This window comes from Streptomyces sp. P9-2 (assembly GCF_051903975.1).
Classification (GTDB): Bacteria; Actinomycetota; Actinomycetes; order Streptomycetales; family Streptomycetaceae; genus Streptomyces; species Streptomyces cellulosae.
This window is the reverse complement of sequence record NZ_CP192634.1, coordinates 129,433-146,559: the sequence shown is the minus strand read 5'-3', so window position 1 is coordinate 146,559 and position 17,127 is coordinate 129,433. Positions and strand designations below refer to the sequence as shown.

13 protein-coding genes are annotated in these 17,127 nt (G+C 72.7%); 3 read left to right on the top strand and 10 right to left on the bottom strand.

Annotated elements, in window-relative coordinates; translation table 11 throughout:
• Positions 1–25: 25 nt before the first annotated feature.
• From ACQY0Z_RS33235 to lanA, 4 genes are all read right to left on the bottom strand, one after another.
• Positions 26–1,177, bottom strand: a complete 1,152-nt coding sequence (locus ACQY0Z_RS33235) for a serine hydrolase domain-containing protein (RefSeq protein ID WP_189898564.1) — start codon at positions 1,175–1,177, stop codon at positions 26–28.
• Between the two features lie 112 nt (positions 1,178–1,289).
• The gene (locus ACQY0Z_RS33230; RefSeq protein WP_439813445.1) at positions 1,290–2,666 is read right to left on the bottom strand and encodes a lanthionine synthetase C family protein; all 1,377 of its coding nucleotides are present in this window, start codon (positions 2,664–2,666) and stop codon (positions 1,290–1,292) included.
• On the bottom strand, positions 2,663–5,812 hold the full coding sequence (locus ACQY0Z_RS33225; protein ID WP_439813444.1) for a lantibiotic dehydratase: 3,150 nt from the start codon (positions 5,810–5,812) through the stop codon (positions 2,663–2,665). The genes ACQY0Z_RS33230 and ACQY0Z_RS33225 overlap by 4 nt, the downstream gene beginning before the upstream one ends.
• A 91-nt stretch (positions 5,813–5,903) precedes the next feature.
• Positions 5,904–6,065 carry an SCO0268 family class II lanthipeptide gene (gene lanA / locus ACQY0Z_RS33220; protein ID WP_058915350.1) on the bottom strand — a complete coding sequence of 54 codons (162 nt, stop codon included), beginning with the start codon at positions 6,063–6,065 and terminating at the stop codon, positions 5,904–5,906.
• Between the two features lie 973 nt (positions 6,066–7,038).
• On the opposite strand from lanA, the gene ACQY0Z_RS33215 reads away from it, so the two are divergent.
• On the top strand, positions 7,039–7,413 hold the full coding sequence (locus tag ACQY0Z_RS33215) for a hypothetical protein (protein ID WP_254586330.1): 375 nt from the start codon (positions 7,039–7,041) through the stop codon (positions 7,411–7,413).
• A gap of 54 nt (positions 7,414–7,467) precedes the next feature.
• Here ACQY0Z_RS33215 and ACQY0Z_RS33210 read toward each other — a convergent pair whose 3' ends face one another.
• The 6 genes from ACQY0Z_RS33210 to ACQY0Z_RS33185 form a co-directional block, all read right to left on the bottom strand.
• Positions 7,468–9,780: a M20/M25/M40 family metallo-hydrolase gene (locus tag ACQY0Z_RS33210; RefSeq protein ID WP_439813443.1), complete on the bottom strand. Its 2,313-nt coding sequence runs from the start codon at positions 9,778–9,780 to the stop codon at positions 7,468–7,470.
• Entirely contained in the window at positions 9,777–10,610 is an 834-nt protein-coding gene (locus tag ACQY0Z_RS33205; protein ID WP_439813442.1) for an SDR family NAD(P)-dependent oxidoreductase, read from the bottom strand. The genes ACQY0Z_RS33210 and ACQY0Z_RS33205 overlap by 4 nt, the downstream gene beginning before the upstream one ends.
• Positions 10,607–11,932, bottom strand: coding sequence for an MFS transporter (locus tag ACQY0Z_RS33200; protein ID WP_439813441.1), 1,326 nt, complete (start codon positions 11,930–11,932; stop codon positions 10,607–10,609). The genes ACQY0Z_RS33205 and ACQY0Z_RS33200 overlap by 4 nt, the downstream gene beginning before the upstream one ends.
• Entirely contained in the window at positions 11,929–12,879 is a 951-nt protein-coding gene (locus ACQY0Z_RS33195; protein ID WP_189898263.1) for a polysaccharide deacetylase family protein, read from the bottom strand. The genes ACQY0Z_RS33200 and ACQY0Z_RS33195 overlap by 4 nt, the downstream gene beginning before the upstream one ends.
• Before the next feature lie 135 nt (positions 12,880–13,014).
• Positions 13,015–14,016 carry an Lrp/AsnC family transcriptional regulator gene (locus tag ACQY0Z_RS33190; protein ID WP_439813440.1) on the bottom strand — a complete coding sequence of 334 codons (1,002 nt, stop codon included), beginning with the start codon at positions 14,014–14,016 and terminating at the stop codon, positions 13,015–13,017.
• A 276-nt stretch (positions 14,017–14,292) separates the two neighbouring features.
• Positions 14,293–14,676, bottom strand: a complete 384-nt coding sequence (locus ACQY0Z_RS33185) for a hypothetical protein (RefSeq protein WP_381729526.1) — start codon at positions 14,674–14,676, stop codon at positions 14,293–14,295.
• Positions 14,677–14,922: 246 nt separating this feature from the next.
• Between ACQY0Z_RS33185 and ACQY0Z_RS33180 the strand changes: the two genes are divergently transcribed.
• Both ACQY0Z_RS33180 and ACQY0Z_RS33175 read left to right on the top strand, forming a co-directional pair.
• Positions 14,923–16,440: an MFS transporter gene (locus ACQY0Z_RS33180; protein ID WP_439813439.1), complete on the top strand. Its 1,518-nt coding sequence runs from the start codon at positions 14,923–14,925 to the stop codon at positions 16,438–16,440.
• A complete protein-coding gene (locus ACQY0Z_RS33175) occupies positions 16,437–17,033 on the top strand; it encodes a TetR/AcrR family transcriptional regulator (RefSeq protein WP_189898269.1) in 597 nt (198 codons plus the stop codon). Before ACQY0Z_RS33180 ends, ACQY0Z_RS33175 begins: the two co-directional genes overlap by 4 nt.
• Positions 17,034–17,127 lie beyond the last annotated feature (94 nt).

Sequence of the window (17,127 nt, the reverse complement as noted above, 5' to 3'; positions counted from 1 at the left end):
TGTCGCCAGGAGACAGCCGGACGCATCACATTTTCGCGTGTCGGCTCAAGGCGCGGTCGATGAGGTCCCGGATGGCCTCTTCCTGGCGGGCCGCGGTTTCCGGATCGGCGGAGCGGCTGTGCGCGGAGACGGTGACGGTGAGCCGGCCGTCGAGGGTGGTCGCGGTCTGGACGACGTACCCGAAGCCGCTCCCGCCGTGTCCCAGGTAGCCGCCGCCACGGGAGAGAGGCGTGAAGAACAGGCCCAGGCCGGCCCGGGTGCCTTCCGGGTGACCACTGCCGTGCGGTACCCCCACGGTGTCCCGCATGGCGGCGAGTTCGGCGGGCCGCAGCAGCTGCCCCCTCGCCAGGGCGGCGAAGAAGCGGTTGAGGTCCCGCGCCGTGCCGGTCATCGAACCGTCCGCCCCGCTGTCGAAAGGACGGTAGGGGAGCGTGGTGTCGACCAGCGGGCCGCCCTCGGTGAACTGCTGGTAGCTGGACGTGTGCGGATGCGGGAGGAAGGGGCGGGTGCCCGGGGTGTCGGTGTGCCGCAGACCGAGCGGGCGCAGAATGCGGTCGGTGACCTCGTGCTCCCAGGTGCGTCCGGTGATCTTCCGGATGATCAGCCCGGCGAGGACGTAATGGGTGTTGGAGTAGGCCCAATCGGTGCCGGCCGGAAAGAGAGGGCGGTGCCGCACGGCAAGGCGCACCAGGTCTTCGGGTGCGTACGCGCGCCACCGGTTGGCGAAGTAGGTCTCCGCGCTCTGCCCGGGGAAGACGTCGTGGACGTAGTCGGCGAGACCGCTGGTGTGCCGCAGCAGGTCGCGCACCGTGATGGTCCGACCGTCGTTCCCAGAGCCCTGCACGACCCCCGGCAGCAGCTCCTCGATCGTCCGGTCGAGAAAGACCCGCCGCTCGCCCACGAGTTGCAGCAGGACGGTGGCGACGAACGTCTTCGTCGTGCTGCCGAGACGCAGATACCCGCCCTCCGGCACGGGACGCCGCGTGACCAGGTCCCGCACACCCGACCTGGCCGTCACGGTCCCGCGCGGAGTGTCGAGACGGACGGCCACGCCGGTCACCCCGGTGTCCCGCACCGCATCGGCGTCACGCCGCAGCGACCGGGCGGCACCGGTCAGGCCTGGAGCAGCGGTGGCCGGTAAGGCTGAACCGGCCACCGCCACCGAGGTAGTTGCCATCAAGAGGGAACGACGAGTGATCATGCACCCGAGGCTAGAAGGACGACACGCCACCGCCCATCCGGCGTACGCCACCCCTCGCACTGGTGCCAGCCGCATGGACACCGCCTGATCAGGCCAGCAGCAACGGCATGTCCCAGTCGGCCGGAGTGCCCCCCGTCGCGTACGAGTCCAGCGCGAGCGCGACCCCCGCGGCACCGTCCAGATAACCGGACACGTCGGATCCGAACGGCGCCTTCGTCATCGTGAAGCGCAGTCCGAACGGCAGTGCCGGGTCGAAGGCGGAGACGAGTTCGGCGGCGATGTCGTCCCGCAGTGCGGCCAGCGGCGGTTCCTTCCACTCCTCGTCGAGCCGGCCGAGCTGGTGCAGAGCCCCCGCCCAACCGTGGCACAGGGCATGGTCGTTGATCCCCCAGTGCTGCCGGGGGAGGGTGAGCAGCCGGTCCACCGAGGCGCGGGCCAGGTCCGAGAAGTCCGTCCGGTCGAGAGCCCGCCCCGCCAGTTGCAGTGCGCGGGACACCCCAGGCGTCCCGTAGCACCAGGCCGGCCACTTGGCGGCCCCGGTGTACGCGGCGGGACCGCGCTGCCACTCGGCGAAGGAGAGGTGGCCGGGCCAGAACACACCGTGCCGGTCCGTCACCGCCCAGGTCCGCAGCAGGCCCGCCGTCGCCTCCATCGCCTCCCGCTGCCCCGGCACCCGCACACCCTGCTCCCACGCCAGGGCCATCAACGCGAGCGGTCCGGCAACGCCGTGCGACAGGCCGAGGTTGAGGTGACCACCGGGAAACGCCTCCTCCGAGCCGATCCGCGGCGCGTCCAACGCCCACCAGCGCGGCACCTGTGCGCCCTGATGCTCCACCGTGCCCAGTGACAGACGGACGAGACAGCCGAGGACCGCCGTCAGCGGTTCCTCGCAGGTTTCCGCACGGGCCAGCAGATAGCGGCCCACCCCGGTCAGTCCACGCACCACCTCGTAGTGCCCGATGGTCGACAACGGCCGGTCCTCGACGGGTGGCAGGACCGTCCGTACCAGATCGCGCTGGTAGGCGTCGAACCGCTCGAGGGCGGAGACATATCCGCCGGTGGTGCGGTGGGCGACCAGCACGGCGAACGCCAGCGCGCCGGGCCCCTTGAAGATGCCGCTCGCCGTGCCGCCCGTCACTGACACGGCGCGCGTGCCCGCCGTGAGATACGCATGGGTGCGCGGGACCTGCCGCGCGGCGTCGCGGGCGGCCCCTGCGAAAGCGAGAGCCAGTCCGGGGCTGCCGCTGCCCAGGGTCAGCTCGGCCCAGACCGGCTCGGCGACCCCGTCGTCCGCGGCCTCGGCCGGGATGCGCGTGGCCGCGACGGTGGCGGCGGGGTCGGCCAGCCGTTCCAGGATCTCGGCGGACACGGCGCCCGCTCGTTCCCGGAGCACCGGTGAGGTCGTGCCGCCCGCGCGTTCCCGGGTCGTGCCCCCGGTGGTGGTCACGTCCGTCGCCCCGTTCATCGACCGCCCCCGCCCGCTCGTTGGCCGCCGTGACGCCGTCGTCCCAGATGACTCCGTACCGCACCCCGCAGCACCGCGTACCCCCGCGCCTCCGCCGACCGGTCGATGCCGAACTGACGGTTGTGCCGCATGTGCAGCAGCGACAGCAGCGCCTCGTCGCGGTCGGGTTCCGGGGCGGAGAGGATCAACCGCCCGTACGCACGCGGCTCGTCGGCGCCGGCCCACAGCGCGTGGAGCGCGGGCGCCCTCAGCGCTTCCACGGCCGACGCCACCGTGTCCCCCGGCGTGATCAGCCGGTCGGCGAGAGCACGGTGACGCCGGTAGACCTCGTGCTCGTCGGTCTTGGTGAACATCCGGTCGACCCAGCCGCACCAGTCCCAGTCCCCGAGGGACTCGAGAAGCACCGCGTGCCCGAGCCCGGCGAGCACGTCGGCGGGAAGGGCCCGCGTCGCACCACGCAGGGCACGCACCTGCGCGACGGCCGACAGGCTGTCCGTGTGGAACAGGCGCTCGGCGGACTCCTGGAGGGCCTCGCCTCCGTACCGGTCCGTCTCGGGCCGGTAGGTGTCGAGAGCCGTCGAACGCAGCGCCCCGTTCTCGACGAGCAGGCGCGACGCACGGCTGAGCGCGGGCAGCACCCGGCCGTTCAGAGCCTGACTGTCACCGTGGAACCGCAGCCGCAGATGAGGATCGGGATCCTGGTACCGCACGAAGAACCACCGGTCGACGTCGTCCTCGATCTCGGCGAGCACGGCGGGAAGGTGATCGGCGAGCAGGGCGTCGTGGGCCGACGGTTCCGCGTACCACTTGACGAACAGCCAGTCCTCGCCCGGCAGATGGAACCGGGTGGGCGCGAGCCGCACCGGCGGTGGCGCTTGCGTACGCTCCCTGCCCACGGTCTCGCCGGCCCCGCCGGACCGCCGCGCGCCCGCGAGGGGCACCACGATCTCCGTACTGTGCCCGCCGTTCCAGCCGAGCCCCGCCCCCTCGGCGGTCAGATCCTCGTACAGGACGAACTGGGGCTGCGGGGCGCAGAGTTCGGACCGCAAGAGGTCCCTGTCCCAGCGCTCGCGCAGGTCGACGGGGTACATCTGGTCGTTGCGCGCGATCTGCAGCCGGTCCGGTACGGCGAGACGCCGACGCCAGGCGTCGAGGCCCTGCTCCCACACGTCCGCGCCCTTGGCGCGCGCCGCGTCGCGCAGCCGCCGCCCGGGCAGCCACCGCTTGGGCATCGCCACCACCCGTCCGTACCGCACACGGGGCAGATACGGCAGGGTGTCGTGCCCGGCCCAGTCCCACCCCGACCACACCCGCGGCCGTGCCGTCGCCAGATCCATCAGCAAGCGCGCCACCGGAGGAGCCTGCGTGTCCAGGGCCAGCATGTGGGGCAGCACCGGCCGGACAGGGCGCCCGCTCTCCGGGTGCAGCAGCCGCAGCCCGTCCGATCCGGCGGCGACGAGCAGGGAACGCCAGTCCAGACAGCGGGGGTCGTCCCGGTCGTCGGGCACACCGACGGGGATGCGGTACGGCAGCAGCCGGGGCACCTGGACGATGTTGAGCCCGCGCGGCTCCCGGGGAACCAACTCCACCTGCGCGGCGATCACTTCGCCGTCGGCGGCGCCGGACGTGTCGGCAGCCAGCCGGGCGAGTCCGGCGGTGAGGCCGGCCGCCTCCGCGAAACGGCCCGCGGTCGCCCCGGCCGCCCAGGCCCCGATGTGCGGGCTGCCGAGCAGGCGGAAGTCGCCGCGGTCCAGGGCGGCGGTGCTGTCGGCGAGCACCTGGAAGCAGAGTTCGAGGCCGCGCGGCGACGCGGCCTCCGGGTCGTGCCGGGCGACGTCCGCGAGACGCCGTACGACGTCGTCCGTCAGCACCAGGTCGCCGCCGGACAGGACGGCCTCCTGGATCAACTCACCGATGAGCGCGCGTCGCGGACCGTCCGCCTCGTCACCGGGCCCGGTGCGCGCGAACGTGGGCTCCGCGCCGTACTCAGGCGGCAGACCGAGCCCGCGGTGCGGGTCGGCCAAGTCGCCCAGCGGTACGGCGCAGGCGGTGCCGTACCGCTCGATGAAGCGGTCCCGGTAGTCCCGCATGTACGCCAGCGTCGTCCACTCCGGGGTGATCGCCCAGATCGCGGCCGCGTACCGGCACACCTCATGCCCGACCGTCTCCGGGACGACGAACTCGCCCCGCATGTGCAGATCCACGTGCACGGGAGGCCGGGACCGGGCATCACCGCCCGTGCCGGGGACATCGAGTCGCCGGACCTCGTCCAGCAACGCTCGCCAGGAGTCCCCGCCCTGCCCCGGGGCGTCCAGCTGATACCGCGCACAGGCCGCCCGGATGTCCCGAAGCGCCCGCGCGTCGTCGGGCAGCGGCTCGTCGAGCACGGCCTCGATGCCGTCGAGCAGCGCGGTGTCGATGCGGTGCGGGGTGATCGACGTGAGGAGGAAACCGTGCCGGACGAGCTCGGCGAGCTGACGGTCGAGCTGCTGGGCGTCCACGGTGGGGAAACGCTCGAAGAGCGAGTCGATCAGGTCGCCGTACGCCACCAGGGTCCGAGCCCTCTCCCGCACAGCACCGACCAGTGCGGTGTCCCGCACCGACTGCTCCTGCCCGCCGGTCCGCAGATGCAGCCGCCCGTCCCGCAGCAAGCACAGGTCGTTGAGGACGACGTCCACACGCCGGCGGACGGCGGGCTCCGCGAGCCAGGCCAGGACACGACGGCGCAGCCACGCCCCGTCGAGCCGGACCGCGACCTCACCGGTCCCCGGCTCCGCCTTGGCCGCGGAACCGAACCTGGCCCTGCCCACCCCCGCGAACAGACCGAACGGCGTCGGACGCGCCGCGGCCCGGCGGGCGTACCGCGTGAGGGTGCGCGCGGCGCTCACCGTCCGTTTGCGCCCCAGCGCGGCCGCACCCTCGTCGCTGGTCAGACGGTCCAGACTGTGCGCCAGGGAGCCGCTGGCCACCCGGACCGCCTGGCCGAGCAGGGGATCGGAGGCGAGCCGTCGCGCCCCCGGCACCGGATCGGTGGCGTCGACGCCCGCGAGTGCGGCTCCGCGCGGCCGGCTCGCCATGCGGACGAGCACGGGCTCCCGTACCTCGAATACTGCAGACGCCTGATCGGCTTCGGACTCCGCCGCCACGTGTGTGCTCTCCTCGTCGCCGTCCGTACGGAAGAGCGGGGCGGTCCCAGCACCGCCCCGCTCGGAAGAGCCCCTCAGGGGCCTCAGTCCGTCAGCAACAGACGGGGCAGCGCGTGCCGATCGCGTAGCTGCTCGGCGAGGTGTAGGTGCCCTGCCCGAACGACTCGGCCTGCTCCGGCAGATCGGACACACGCAGGTCCAGGTCGAGGTCCAGCTCGGGGGCATCCTGGGACAGAACGATCTCGGTACGCATGCTTCTCCCTTGGGTGGTGGGGGTGCACGGACTCGAACACGCCGGGCCGCTGTTGCGGCCCGGACATGCGTATCCTTCGCGGCCGCCGCTGATAGGTGGTAGATGAAATCACGCCATCGATCACGGTGCGGGGCGCGCACCCTTCCGGCTCACTCCGGCGACCGCAACCGGTCGAGTTCATCCCCGATGCCCGCCAAGCCGGCGCCGCGCCTCCGCATCACGGTGGGGTTGTCGCCCCGGAACGCAGCACCGATACGGTCTGTGCGTCGGCCGTCAGTCATGATCCGCACCTGTCGGGGCGGGGTTGGCGGGTTGCCGTCCTTGTGGACAGGGTCCCGCGCGTGCAGTACATGGGAGCCGTATCCGTGGGGAAGCGGAAGCGTCGGCCGCGTCGTGAGAACCGGACGCGCCCGCCCGTGTCGGCATTCGGCCAGGTGAACCGCTGGGGGAGCACGTGAACAGCCCGCGTCCGCTGTCGGACCTCGCCGCCCTCACCACGTGGTGGAACAGCCTTTCCGGCAACGGCTTCTTCGTCCTGCCGCCGCCCACTCGACGCCGCGTCACGCGGGCCGACGGTCACGAGGAAGCCGCCCCCCTGCTCGAAGCCAAGGGCGGCGGCACCGAGGTCCCACCCCCGCCTCCTTCGCCTACTGGCACTGGGACGCCCACAGGCACGCCTTTGACCGCTCCGGCACACTGACAGGCGAACTGCTGCTCCACTGGGGCGGCCACCACGCCACCGTCGCCGCCGGGCTCGGCACGGGACCTGCGGGCTTCGCCGTCGTCGACGGCGGACCACGCTCCGCGTTCCGGCTGGACCGGATCACCCACCGGGGACGACGGGCTGCCCGACCCGTCGGACCCTGACGGCGTACGCCAGTTCCTCGACACGCTCGGCGAACCGCTGGACCGCGGTGCGTCCCGCTCCCCGTCGCCGACCGTCTGATCGGCACGCCGGGGGATTCGCGATCACGTGCCGCACCGGGTACTGCTCGGCGTGGCCGACCCCGCGCAGCCGCTCTGGCACTACGCCGTGGACTCCAGGAGCCGAAGCTGGTGGCGGCGGGCCCGGAAGGTCGCCGAGGACACGTGCCTCTCTCCAGAGGCCCGCGCGATCGCCCTGCGGACCGCACGCGACCACGCCCTGATCCGCCACCCGGACCAACTGAAGCCACCCCCGGCCGAGACCGAACGGGGGGAAGCCCTGGCATGGCTCAGCCGGCACGGCGGCGACCGAAGCAGCGCAGGGGCGGCTGTCCTGCCCCTACGGGAGGAGAAGCGCGGCGACGCCCTGCTGCGTGGGCGGCTCCCCGTGCGCGGGGACGGTCCTGGGCAGCTGCCCTGGTGAGAAGGCGAGGTGAGCCCGCGACACGCGCAGGCTCGCCCCAACACCGAACGCTTCTCACTCCCCGGCAAGCCTCACCAGCACCCCACCCGTCAGCGCCGCCCGGAACACCATGCCCGACACCGATGCGCACTCCGTCCGCGCATGCGCCCCGTGGCCGACCGCCCCGATGCCGTCCAGCACCGGCACACCCGCCGCCGCGAGGAAGTTGCCGTCGCTCGCCCCGCCGACCGACGCCTCCGCGAGGTCGTGCCCCAGGCCGCGCGCCACGGACTTCGCCAACTCCGCAGCCGCCGCGACCTGTTCGCCGCGTTCGAAGACCGGACGGTTCCAGTCGCCCGTGACCTCCACCCGCGTCCGGGGGTTCACGGGACGCAGTTCCGCGAGCGCCCGTGTGATGCGGTCCTGCTCGGCCGCGCTCGCCACCCGGACGTCCAGATGTGCCGTGGCGCGGCCCGCCGTGACGTTGCTGCGGGTGCCGCCCTCGATCACGCCGACGTTGAGGGAGGTGCCCGCATCCAAGTCGCGCAGCTCCGCCAACCGCACCACCTGCGCGGCGAGTTCGTCGACCGCGCTCGCCCCGGCCGTGGGGTCGAGACCCGCGTGCGCCTCGCTGCCGGTGACCGTCAGCGTGAACAGGCCCACGCCCTTGCGTGCCGTCTTGATCGCCCCGTCCACCGCCGCCTCGAACACCATGGCCAGCCGGCAGTCCCGGCCCGTCTCCACGATCGCGTCGCGGGAGGCGAGACTCCCCGTCTCCTCGTCGCCGTTCAGCATGAGGGTGACGGCCGGGCGGGGCAGGCCGAGGGCGTCGAGGGCGCGCAGGGCCCACACCGCCTGGACCAGACCCGCCTTCATGTCGAACACCCCGGGCCCGGTGACGGTGTCGCCCTCGCGGCGGAACGGCCAGGACTCCAGTGTGCCGGTCGGCCACACCGTGTCGTAGTGCCCAAGCAGCAGTACCGGCCTCGCGTCCTCCGCCGTGGTGTCACGCGCCGGGTAGCGGCGGATCAGGATGTCCCCGGCGTCGTCCCGCCGCAGGATCTCCTCACTCCCCGCCGCGCCCAGCCGCTCGTCGAGCCAGCCGCGCAGCCAGGCCAGGCACGCGTCCAGCGCGTCCAGGTCGTCGCTCGCACTGCCCTGCGCGGTGTACGCGGCCAGGTCCGCGACCATCTCCTCGCGGTGCTCCTCCAGCCACCGCCGCACCCGTACGGCCGGGTCACCGTCCTCCAGGCCTCCCCGGACGCCGGAGTCTCCGGCGCCGAGGCCCGCCCGGATGCCCGGGTCACCCTCGTCGAGGCCCGCCCGGACACCCGGGTCCGCGTCGCCGAGGGCCGGCCCGCCGGTCAGCCGGTCCAGCGCGTCGAGACGCCCCTCGGACATCGTCTCCGGCGCGCCCTCCAGCTCACGCAGCCCGTCCATGACCGTACGCAGCAGCGTCGTCGGCAGGCCCAGCTCCGTGGCGTACGCGATGACGTCGCGGTAGTGCGTCGTGACCTCGACGGGGCGGTGCCGTACCGCCAGGTCGCGCCAGATGCCGCTGCGGTCCTTGCTCTGCGTGCGCAGCCACGCCGTCAGCCGGTCGAAGGCGGCCTCGCGGGCCGCGGCGTCCGCGCCCTGCCGGAAGGGCTCCGGATCGAAGGCGTCGAACGCCTGGAGCGTGACCCCGCGCCGGTCGGCCACGGCGAAGACCTCCGACGTGAGCGCGGCCATGGCCGGCCGGTGCCGGTCGATCAGGTCGGCCATGGGAGCGTCGGCGAGAGCGGTCGCCGCGAGCATCGCGCCGAAGCCTGCCTTGGCCCACAGACAGCCCTCGACGTTGTCACTGGCCCGGGCCGGCCCCCAGCTCTGCAGGTCGGAGACCAGCGACCGGACACGCTCGCTGACAGGCGCGCCCTTCGGTTCGCCGATCACCAGCGCCCCCGCGCCGCCGTCCAGGATCACGCCGGGTTCGACGACGTCGGCGAAGATGTTGACGAACGCCGCGACCGTACGGTCGATGCCGACGTACTCGGCGATCAGGTCCTCGTTGAAGCCGTTCTGCACGGAGACGACGTAACCGCCGGGCTCCAGACGAGGGGCGATCCACTCGACCGCGCCCCGCGTCGCCTGCGCCTTCACCGCCAGCAGGACCCGGCCGAGGCTGCCGTCGAACGTGTCGGGCGTCTCGGCGCGCACCGCGACGCTCGTACGGCGGTCGCCCCGCGCCAGCACGAGACCGTGCGCGCGGATGGCCTCCACATGTGCCGGGTCGGCGTCGACGACGGTGACCGGGTGGCCCGCTCGGGCCAGGGCGAAGGCGAGGGTTCCGCCGATCGCCCCGCCGCCGACGACGGTGTACGCGGCCGGGCCCTGGGTGGTGTCGCTCATCGGGTGACTTCCTCCGTCGTGGTGCCGGCACCCACCGGTGCCTCCGCATGTGCAGGGCGGGTTGCCCGGGTGCCGTCCGCCTGCCAGATCCGCGGCAGATGCAGCGCCCCCGTGCTCGACCCGCCGTCGACGCGTACGGTCTCGCCGGTGATCCAGGAGGCCTCCGGCCCGGCGAGCCAGCACACCGCGCGGGCGATGTCCTCGGGCGTCCCGGGGCGGCCCAGCGGATTGACGTCGATGCTCCGGGCGTACTCGGCGGACACCGGGTTGACGTCGCTGTCGACCAGCACGAACCCGGGGCTGACCGCGTTGACGCGGATGCCCAGCGCGCCCAGTTCGAGCGCGGCGGCCCGCGTCGCCATCTCCAGGGCCGCCTTGGAACTGGCGTAGGGCCCGCCTCCGGGGCGGGAACGCAGCGCGGACCCGGAGGAGATGTTGACGACGGACGCGGGGCGGCCCGACGCCGCGGCGAGGCGGGCCAGCGCGGCGGTGGTCAGGACGGGGGCGCGCAGATTCACGGCGAACAGCCGGTCCCACGACGCCGCGTCGACGTCCGCCATGTCCAGCGAGGGGTAGACGCCCGCCGCGTTGACCAGGACGTCCACCGGGCCGTGCGCCGCCCAGGACTGCTCGACGAGGTCACTGGCCGCATCGGCGCCGGTCAGGTCGGCGGCCCGGATCGCGGTGCCGCCGTCGATGCGGGCGGCCGTGGCGTCCAGGGCGTCGATGTCCCGGTCGGACAGGGTGAGGAACGCGCCCTGCGCGGCGAACGCCTCGGCGATCGCGCTGCCGATGCCGCCCGCGGCCCCGGTGACGAGAACGTGGGTCACTTGAAATCCTTGTCCTTGGTCTCGGGCATCGTGAGGTAGACGACGAGGGAGATCAGCGAGGCGACGCTCACGTAGATCCACAGCAGACCGCTGTGGCCGCTCTCGTGCATCCACGTCGTGACGTACGGCGCGGTGCCGCCGAAGACGGCGACGGCGAGCGCGTACGGCAGGGCGATGCCGGTGGCGCGGACCTCGGCGGGGAACTGCTCGGCCATGATGACGGCGCAGTTGGAGGAGTAGCCGAGGATCAGCAGCATGCCCACGAGCTGCACCGGGAACAGGCTCCAGAAGCTGTCGCCCAGCAGGTGCAGCAGCGGCCAGGCAAGGACGACGAACCCGCCCGCGAAGGCCGCCATCGTCGGCTTGCGCCCGACCCGGTCGGAGAGCAGCCCGGCGAAGGGCAGCGCGATGACGAACACGACCAGGCACAGCGTCTGCGACAGCAGCGCCGTCTTCAGCGGGATGCCGGTGGTCAGATTCGCGTACGTGGGAAGGTAGTTGACCCAGATGTAGTACGTGAGCGTGCCCGCGACGGTGATGCCGACGACGCGCAGCGTGGCCGCCGGGTGCTCGACGAACATCGCCTTGACGGGGTTGGTGCGGGTACGGCCGCTGTCCTGGCTCTCGGTGAAGGACTCGGTGTCCTCCACGGAGACCCGCAGCCACAGGCCGACCAGACCGAGCAGCCCGCCGAGGACGAACGCGACGCGCCAGCCCCACGAGTGCAGCGCCTCGTCGCTGAGCGTGGAGGTGGTCAGGGTGCCCAGCAGGGAGGCGATCAGCACACCGCCGGCGACCGACACCTGCTGCCAGGACCCGGCGAAGGCGCGGCGGCCGCGGGCCGCGGACTCGACCAGGAACGCGGAGGACGAACCGAACTCACCGCCCGCGGAGAAGCCCTGTACAAGACGGGCGACGAGCAGCAGCAGCGGCGACAGCAACCCGATCTGCTCGTAGCTGGGCGTGATCGCGATGGCGAACCCGGCGCCCGCCATCAGCGCCACCGTGAGCGTCATGCCCTTCTTACGGCCGTGCCGGTCGGCGTACGCGCCGAGCACGGCCGCGCCGACCGGGCGCATCACGAACCCGACGGCGAACACGGCGAGCGTCGACAACAGGGCGACCGCGCCGTTCCCCTTGGGGAAGAACTCGTCCGCGATGATCTTCGCGAAGATCGAGTAGAGGGCCCAGTCCACCCACTCGACGGTGTTGCCGATGGTGCCCGCGACGATGGCCTTGCGCTGCTTCGCGTTCAGCTTCCGCGAGGCGGGCGCGCCGGCCGCGGCGGGGGACCCGGCGGACAGGTCGGACTTGAGGTTCATGGCGTGTGCTCCGAGGGGACGGGACGGGTGCCGGCGGTGCCGTCGAGCACGGTGCGGGCGGTGTCGGCGAGCTGGGCATGGGTGGTGAACCACACGTCGTGGTGGGCCGTGATGTGGTCGAGCAGTTCCCGCAGCACGACCAGGCGCGACCGATGGCCGATGACATGGGGATGCAGCGTGAGCTGGAACACTCCGCCGTCGCGGTAGGCGGCGTCGAACTCGTCGCGCCAGATCTCACCGACGTCGCGCGGCCGGCTGTAGGGGCGGACGGCGCCGTAGCGGTCCATCGTGAAGTACGGCGCGTCGTCCCGGATCCAGTCGACCGGGATCTCCACCAGACCGGTGGGACGCCCCTCGGCGACGATCTCGTACGGCTCGTCGTCGGCCATGAGCGAGGAGTCGTACGTGAACCCGAGCTCGAGCATCGTGGCGAGCGTGGACTCGGAGAAGTCCCACGACGGGGTGCGGATGCCGACCGGGCGGCGGCCCGTCAGCGCGTCCAGCGTGTCCAGGGCGCGCGCGGTCAGCTCCCGCTCGTCCTCGCGGCCCAGCAGCATGTTCCGCTCGTGGATCCAGCCGTGCACCGCCAGCTCGTGCCCGTCCTCCGTGTACGCGCGGGCCTCCTCCGGATGCAGCAGGGCCGACACGGCGGGCATGAAGAACGTGGCGGGAACGCCGTAGCGGGCCAGCAGCCGCAGGATCCGCGGCGCGCCGACGCGGGCGCCGTACTCGCCCTGCGCCAGCCGTCCCGGACTGGTCTCGCCGTCGCGCAGGGGGATCGTCTCGTGGTCGGAGTCGAACGACAGGGCGACGGCCACACGGGCGCCGCCGGGCCAGCGGTCCGGGACGAGACGCCGTCCGGCGCGCACGGCGTCGACATGGCCGCGCCAGGCCGGCTCAGGCCAGCGCCAGCTCTCTTCGGGCAGGCCCGGGTCGTCTGAGGGCATGGGAGGGCTCCTGAGGGTGTGGTGTACGAGCGGGAAAGCTCAGGTCGGGACGTACGGGGACGGTGGGGGAGGGGCGCGGCGGAACCGCCGGTACCGGCGTCTCGTCGGGGAGACGGGGACCCCGCCCGGTGTGGATCAGACGGGGCGGTGCATCCGGTACCAGGAGTACTTCACGGTGGCGAGGTGCAGCGTCACGTCGGAGGCGATCAGCCCGGGCAGCGACCCGATGACCTCGCTGGTGTACGGGTACAGGTCGGTGCGCCGGGGCAGCACCATGTGTCCGATGAGGTTGAAGCGCCCGCTGGCGGCGCCCAGGAACTTCGTCCCGGGATGCCTGGCGAGCTGCCGTCCCGCCGCCTCCAGCCTTCCGGGCTCGATCGACAGCCACACCATGAACTCCGCGTCGAACCCGAGCAGGGACGGATCGACGAGGGTACGGAACTGCAGGACACCGCGCGAGATCAGCCGGTCCAGGGCGCGTGCCACGCTGGACTCGGCGCGGTCGAGCCGCCGGGCGAGGACACTGACCTGGGTCCGGCCGTCCTCCCGCAGCGCCGCGGCGATCTCCTGCTCGAGCGGGGTGAGCGCTTGTGGCGCACGGTCCCGGCCGATGGAGTCCGGAGCGGCCGCGGCCGGCCGGAGCTCCGCCGCCGCCTCGGGAGGCAGCAGCCCGGTGTCCCACATGGCCGCCGAGGTGAACGGCCGGATGACGGGAACGACCTCGGTGCTGGTGATGAGGTCGGTCGCCGGCAGGTCGGTGAACAGCATCCGCATCATGTCGTCGTTGTCACGCGCGACGAAGTCGACGACGAGATCGGCGGAACCGGTGACGACGGCCACGAAGCGGACGTCGGGGCTCTCACTGAACCGCGCCGCCGCCTCCAGACCTCGTCCCGGGCGTGCCTGGGCCCGGACCATCATGGAGGATCCCCCCTCGGTCCGGTCCAGCTCGAGAGTGCCGGTCACCCGCAACAGCCCTCGCTCACGCAACGCCGCGTAACGACGCTGCGCGGTGGTCTCGCTGGCACCGACCCAACGGGCCACCGCGCTCCACGGGGCACGCCCGTTGAGCTGGAGCGCCGCGATCACACGGCGGTCCAGATCGTCGACGGTGTCCCGGAGGGCTGCTTCGGACATGACCCGAAGCTAACCGTCGATATCCGGCCAGTCAATGACGGAATCCTGCATCGACGCAGGTCAGGGGGCTGGTATCAAGCGGACGGCGCGCCGAAAGGTGCTGCTGGGCGCCTGATGCCGGGGCGGGGGCGCGTGAAGGATTCCCCCACGAGTCGGCGGCGGAAGTTTTCGGCGGGCTCGCGGCGTCGGCGGAATCGCCGTATGTCTCGTCGTCAACGGACGGCCGGGGCGAGCCGGCGCGGGTGAGCCGGAACGCGGGGCGGCGTGGGAGACCGATCAGAACGGCGGATCCTGGCTGAAGCCGCCTTGCCGGGCGGCGTGAGCAGCTGCGAGCCGGGCACAGCGCTCACGGGCCGCCACGTCGGACGTCGTCTCCAGTCCGCCGACGTCGCCGGTCGCTGTTTCGACGCTGTGGTCGATGATCTCGTCCCACGCGTCGGCATCCACCTGTGTGGGGGGATGCCGACGCATCCGGACGCTGACGTTCACCGGGCCCGTGCTGATGCCGGTGCAGATGACGGCCTGCCCGGGCCGGGAGAAGACCAACCCGTTCGACGTGTCGAACCCCAGGGGGGCGCGTTTGTCAGAGTCGATCAGCTCGAACGTGTGGTGATCCACGTGGACCGGGCTGGAGGCCGCGGTGGGTGCTGGCTCCGTCATGCGGCCATGTTAGGGGCCGTTACCGGACGATCCACACGTAGAACGCGTCGTTCTCCAGGACGCGGTTCTCGTTGTAGAAGATGCGCAGGTCGTCGCGTCCGGCGGCGGTGCTCGGCGGCAAGGCGAGGAGGGCGGATCACGTGCCACCGTGCGCACGACCCACCCCGAGATGAATGGCAATTCACTGCTAAGGTGAATCGCCATTCACCAACAGAATCACCGCCCAGGTCTGCCGCTGGAGTGCCCATGGCGTCGTCCGCCTCGACAGCCCGTCCGTCCCGTGACTCCTCCGGCCTCCGGGCCCGGCTCACCATCCCCGTCCTGGCCTACGGCGGCATCCTCATGGCGGTCATGCAGACGGTCGTCGTGCCGTTGCTCCCCGACCTGCCCCGGCTGACCGGCGCGTCGGCGTCCGCCGTTTCCTGGATGGTGACCGCGTCCCTGCTCTCGGGCGCCGTCCTCACCCCCGTCCTGGGCCGCGCCGGCGACATGTACGGCAAGCGCCGCGTGCTGCTGCTGTCCCTCGCCCTGATGACCGCCGGCTCGGTGGTCTGCGCGCTCACCGCCGACATCGCGCTGCTCATCACCGCCCGCGCGCTGCAGGGCGCCGCCGTCTCCGTCGTACCCCTGTCGATCAGCATCCTCCGCGACGAGCTGCCCCCGGAGCGCCGGAACGGCGCCGTCGCGCTGATGAGCTCCACCGTCGGCATCGGTGCCGCCCTCGGCCTGCCCGCCGCGGCCCTGATCATCCAGTACGCCGACTGGCACGTCATGTTCTGGGTCACCGCCGCCCTCGGCGCCTGCGGCGTCGCACTGATCCGGTGGGCGGTGCCGGAGTCACCGGTGCGTGAGAGCGGCCGCTTCGACGTCACCGGCGCCCTCGGACTGGCCGCCGGCCTCGTCTGCCTGCTCCTCGCCGTGTCCCAAGGCGGCACCTGGGGATGGGGGAGTGCCCCGATCGTCGGCCTCTTCACCGGAGCCGTTCTCGTCCTCGCCGTCTGGTGGCGCCACCAGCTCCACGCCGACCGCCCCCTCGTGGACCTGCGTCTCGTCTCCCGGCCCCGCGTCGGTCTTTCCCACGTGGCCGCCCTCCTCACCGGCTTCGCCTTCTACGCCAACACGCTCGTCACCGCGCAGCTCGTGCAGGCCCCCGAGGCCGGCGGCTACGGACTCGGCCTGTCGATCGTCCAGACCGGCCTGGTGCTGCTGCCGAGCGGCGTCGTGATGCTGCTGCTGTCCCCGGTCTCCGCCCGCATCTCGGCCGCGCGGGGACCGAGGATCACCCTCGCCCTGGGCGCCGCCGTCATCGCCCTCGGCTACGGCGTGCGCATCGCCGACAGCCGCTCCCTGGTCATGATCATGGCCGGCGCCACCGTCGTGTCCATCGGCACCACCCTCGCCTACTCGGCGCTCCCCGCCCTGATCCTCCGCGCCGTCCCCGCCACGCAGACCGCCTCCGCGAACGGCGTCAACGTCCTCATGCGCACCGTCGGCCAGGCCGTCTCCAGCGCCGCCGTCGCCGCCGTCCTCGTGCACCACACCAGCCTGGTCGGCGGACTCCCGCTGCCCACCCTGCACGGCTACCTCGTGGCCTTCGCCGTCGCCGCAGGCATCGCCCTCGTCGCCGGCGCCGTGGCTCTGCTCATACCGGGCGACGCGGCCTCCGAAGGCGAACCCGTCTCCGAGGCCGGCCGCGAGAGCGAGCCCACCCGCACGAGAGGCGTCCGGTCCGTCACCGAGGGCACCGCCATGGAGGAAGCGTGAGCACCCGGAACACCCAGCCCCACGACGAGGCGCCCCGCCCCGCACGACGCGACGCCGAGGCGACCAAGGCGGCCATCCTCCGCGCCGCCCGCTACTTCCTCGCCCGCCAGGCCCACGCCGACATCACCCTCAAGGCGGTCGCGGAGCGCGCCGGGGTCAGCCCGCCGCTCGTCCTGAAGTACTTCGGCAACAAGGACGCCGTCTTCGCCCGCGTGATGTCCTTCGAGGAGGACGCGGCGGCCCTCCTCGACGCGCCCCTCGACGACCTGGGCCGGCACATGGTCCGGCACGTCCTGGTCAGCCAGCGCGAGCACGGCTCGGACCCGCTCCTGCGGATCGCGTTCGCGCCGCTCCAGGGGGACCACGGCGACGTCCTGCGCGCCAACTTCCGCGCCCAGGTCACCAGTCGGCTCGCCGCCCGCCTCCCCGGCCCCGACGCGGGCCTGCGTGCCGAACTCGCCCTGGCCGCACTCCTCGGCCTGGGCGTGATGTGCGGCATCGCCCGCGGAACGGACGTGAGGTCGACGCCCGTCGAGGAAACAGTCGAACGCTACGGCCCGCTCGTCCAGGCCCAGTTGACGTCGAAAGGGTGACCGAGTGACCCGCCTGAACCCGGGCGCACTCCGGGGAGGCGCGGTCGCGCGCTACAGGTGACCGATGACTTCCCGCGACGAACCAGGTCTGCCC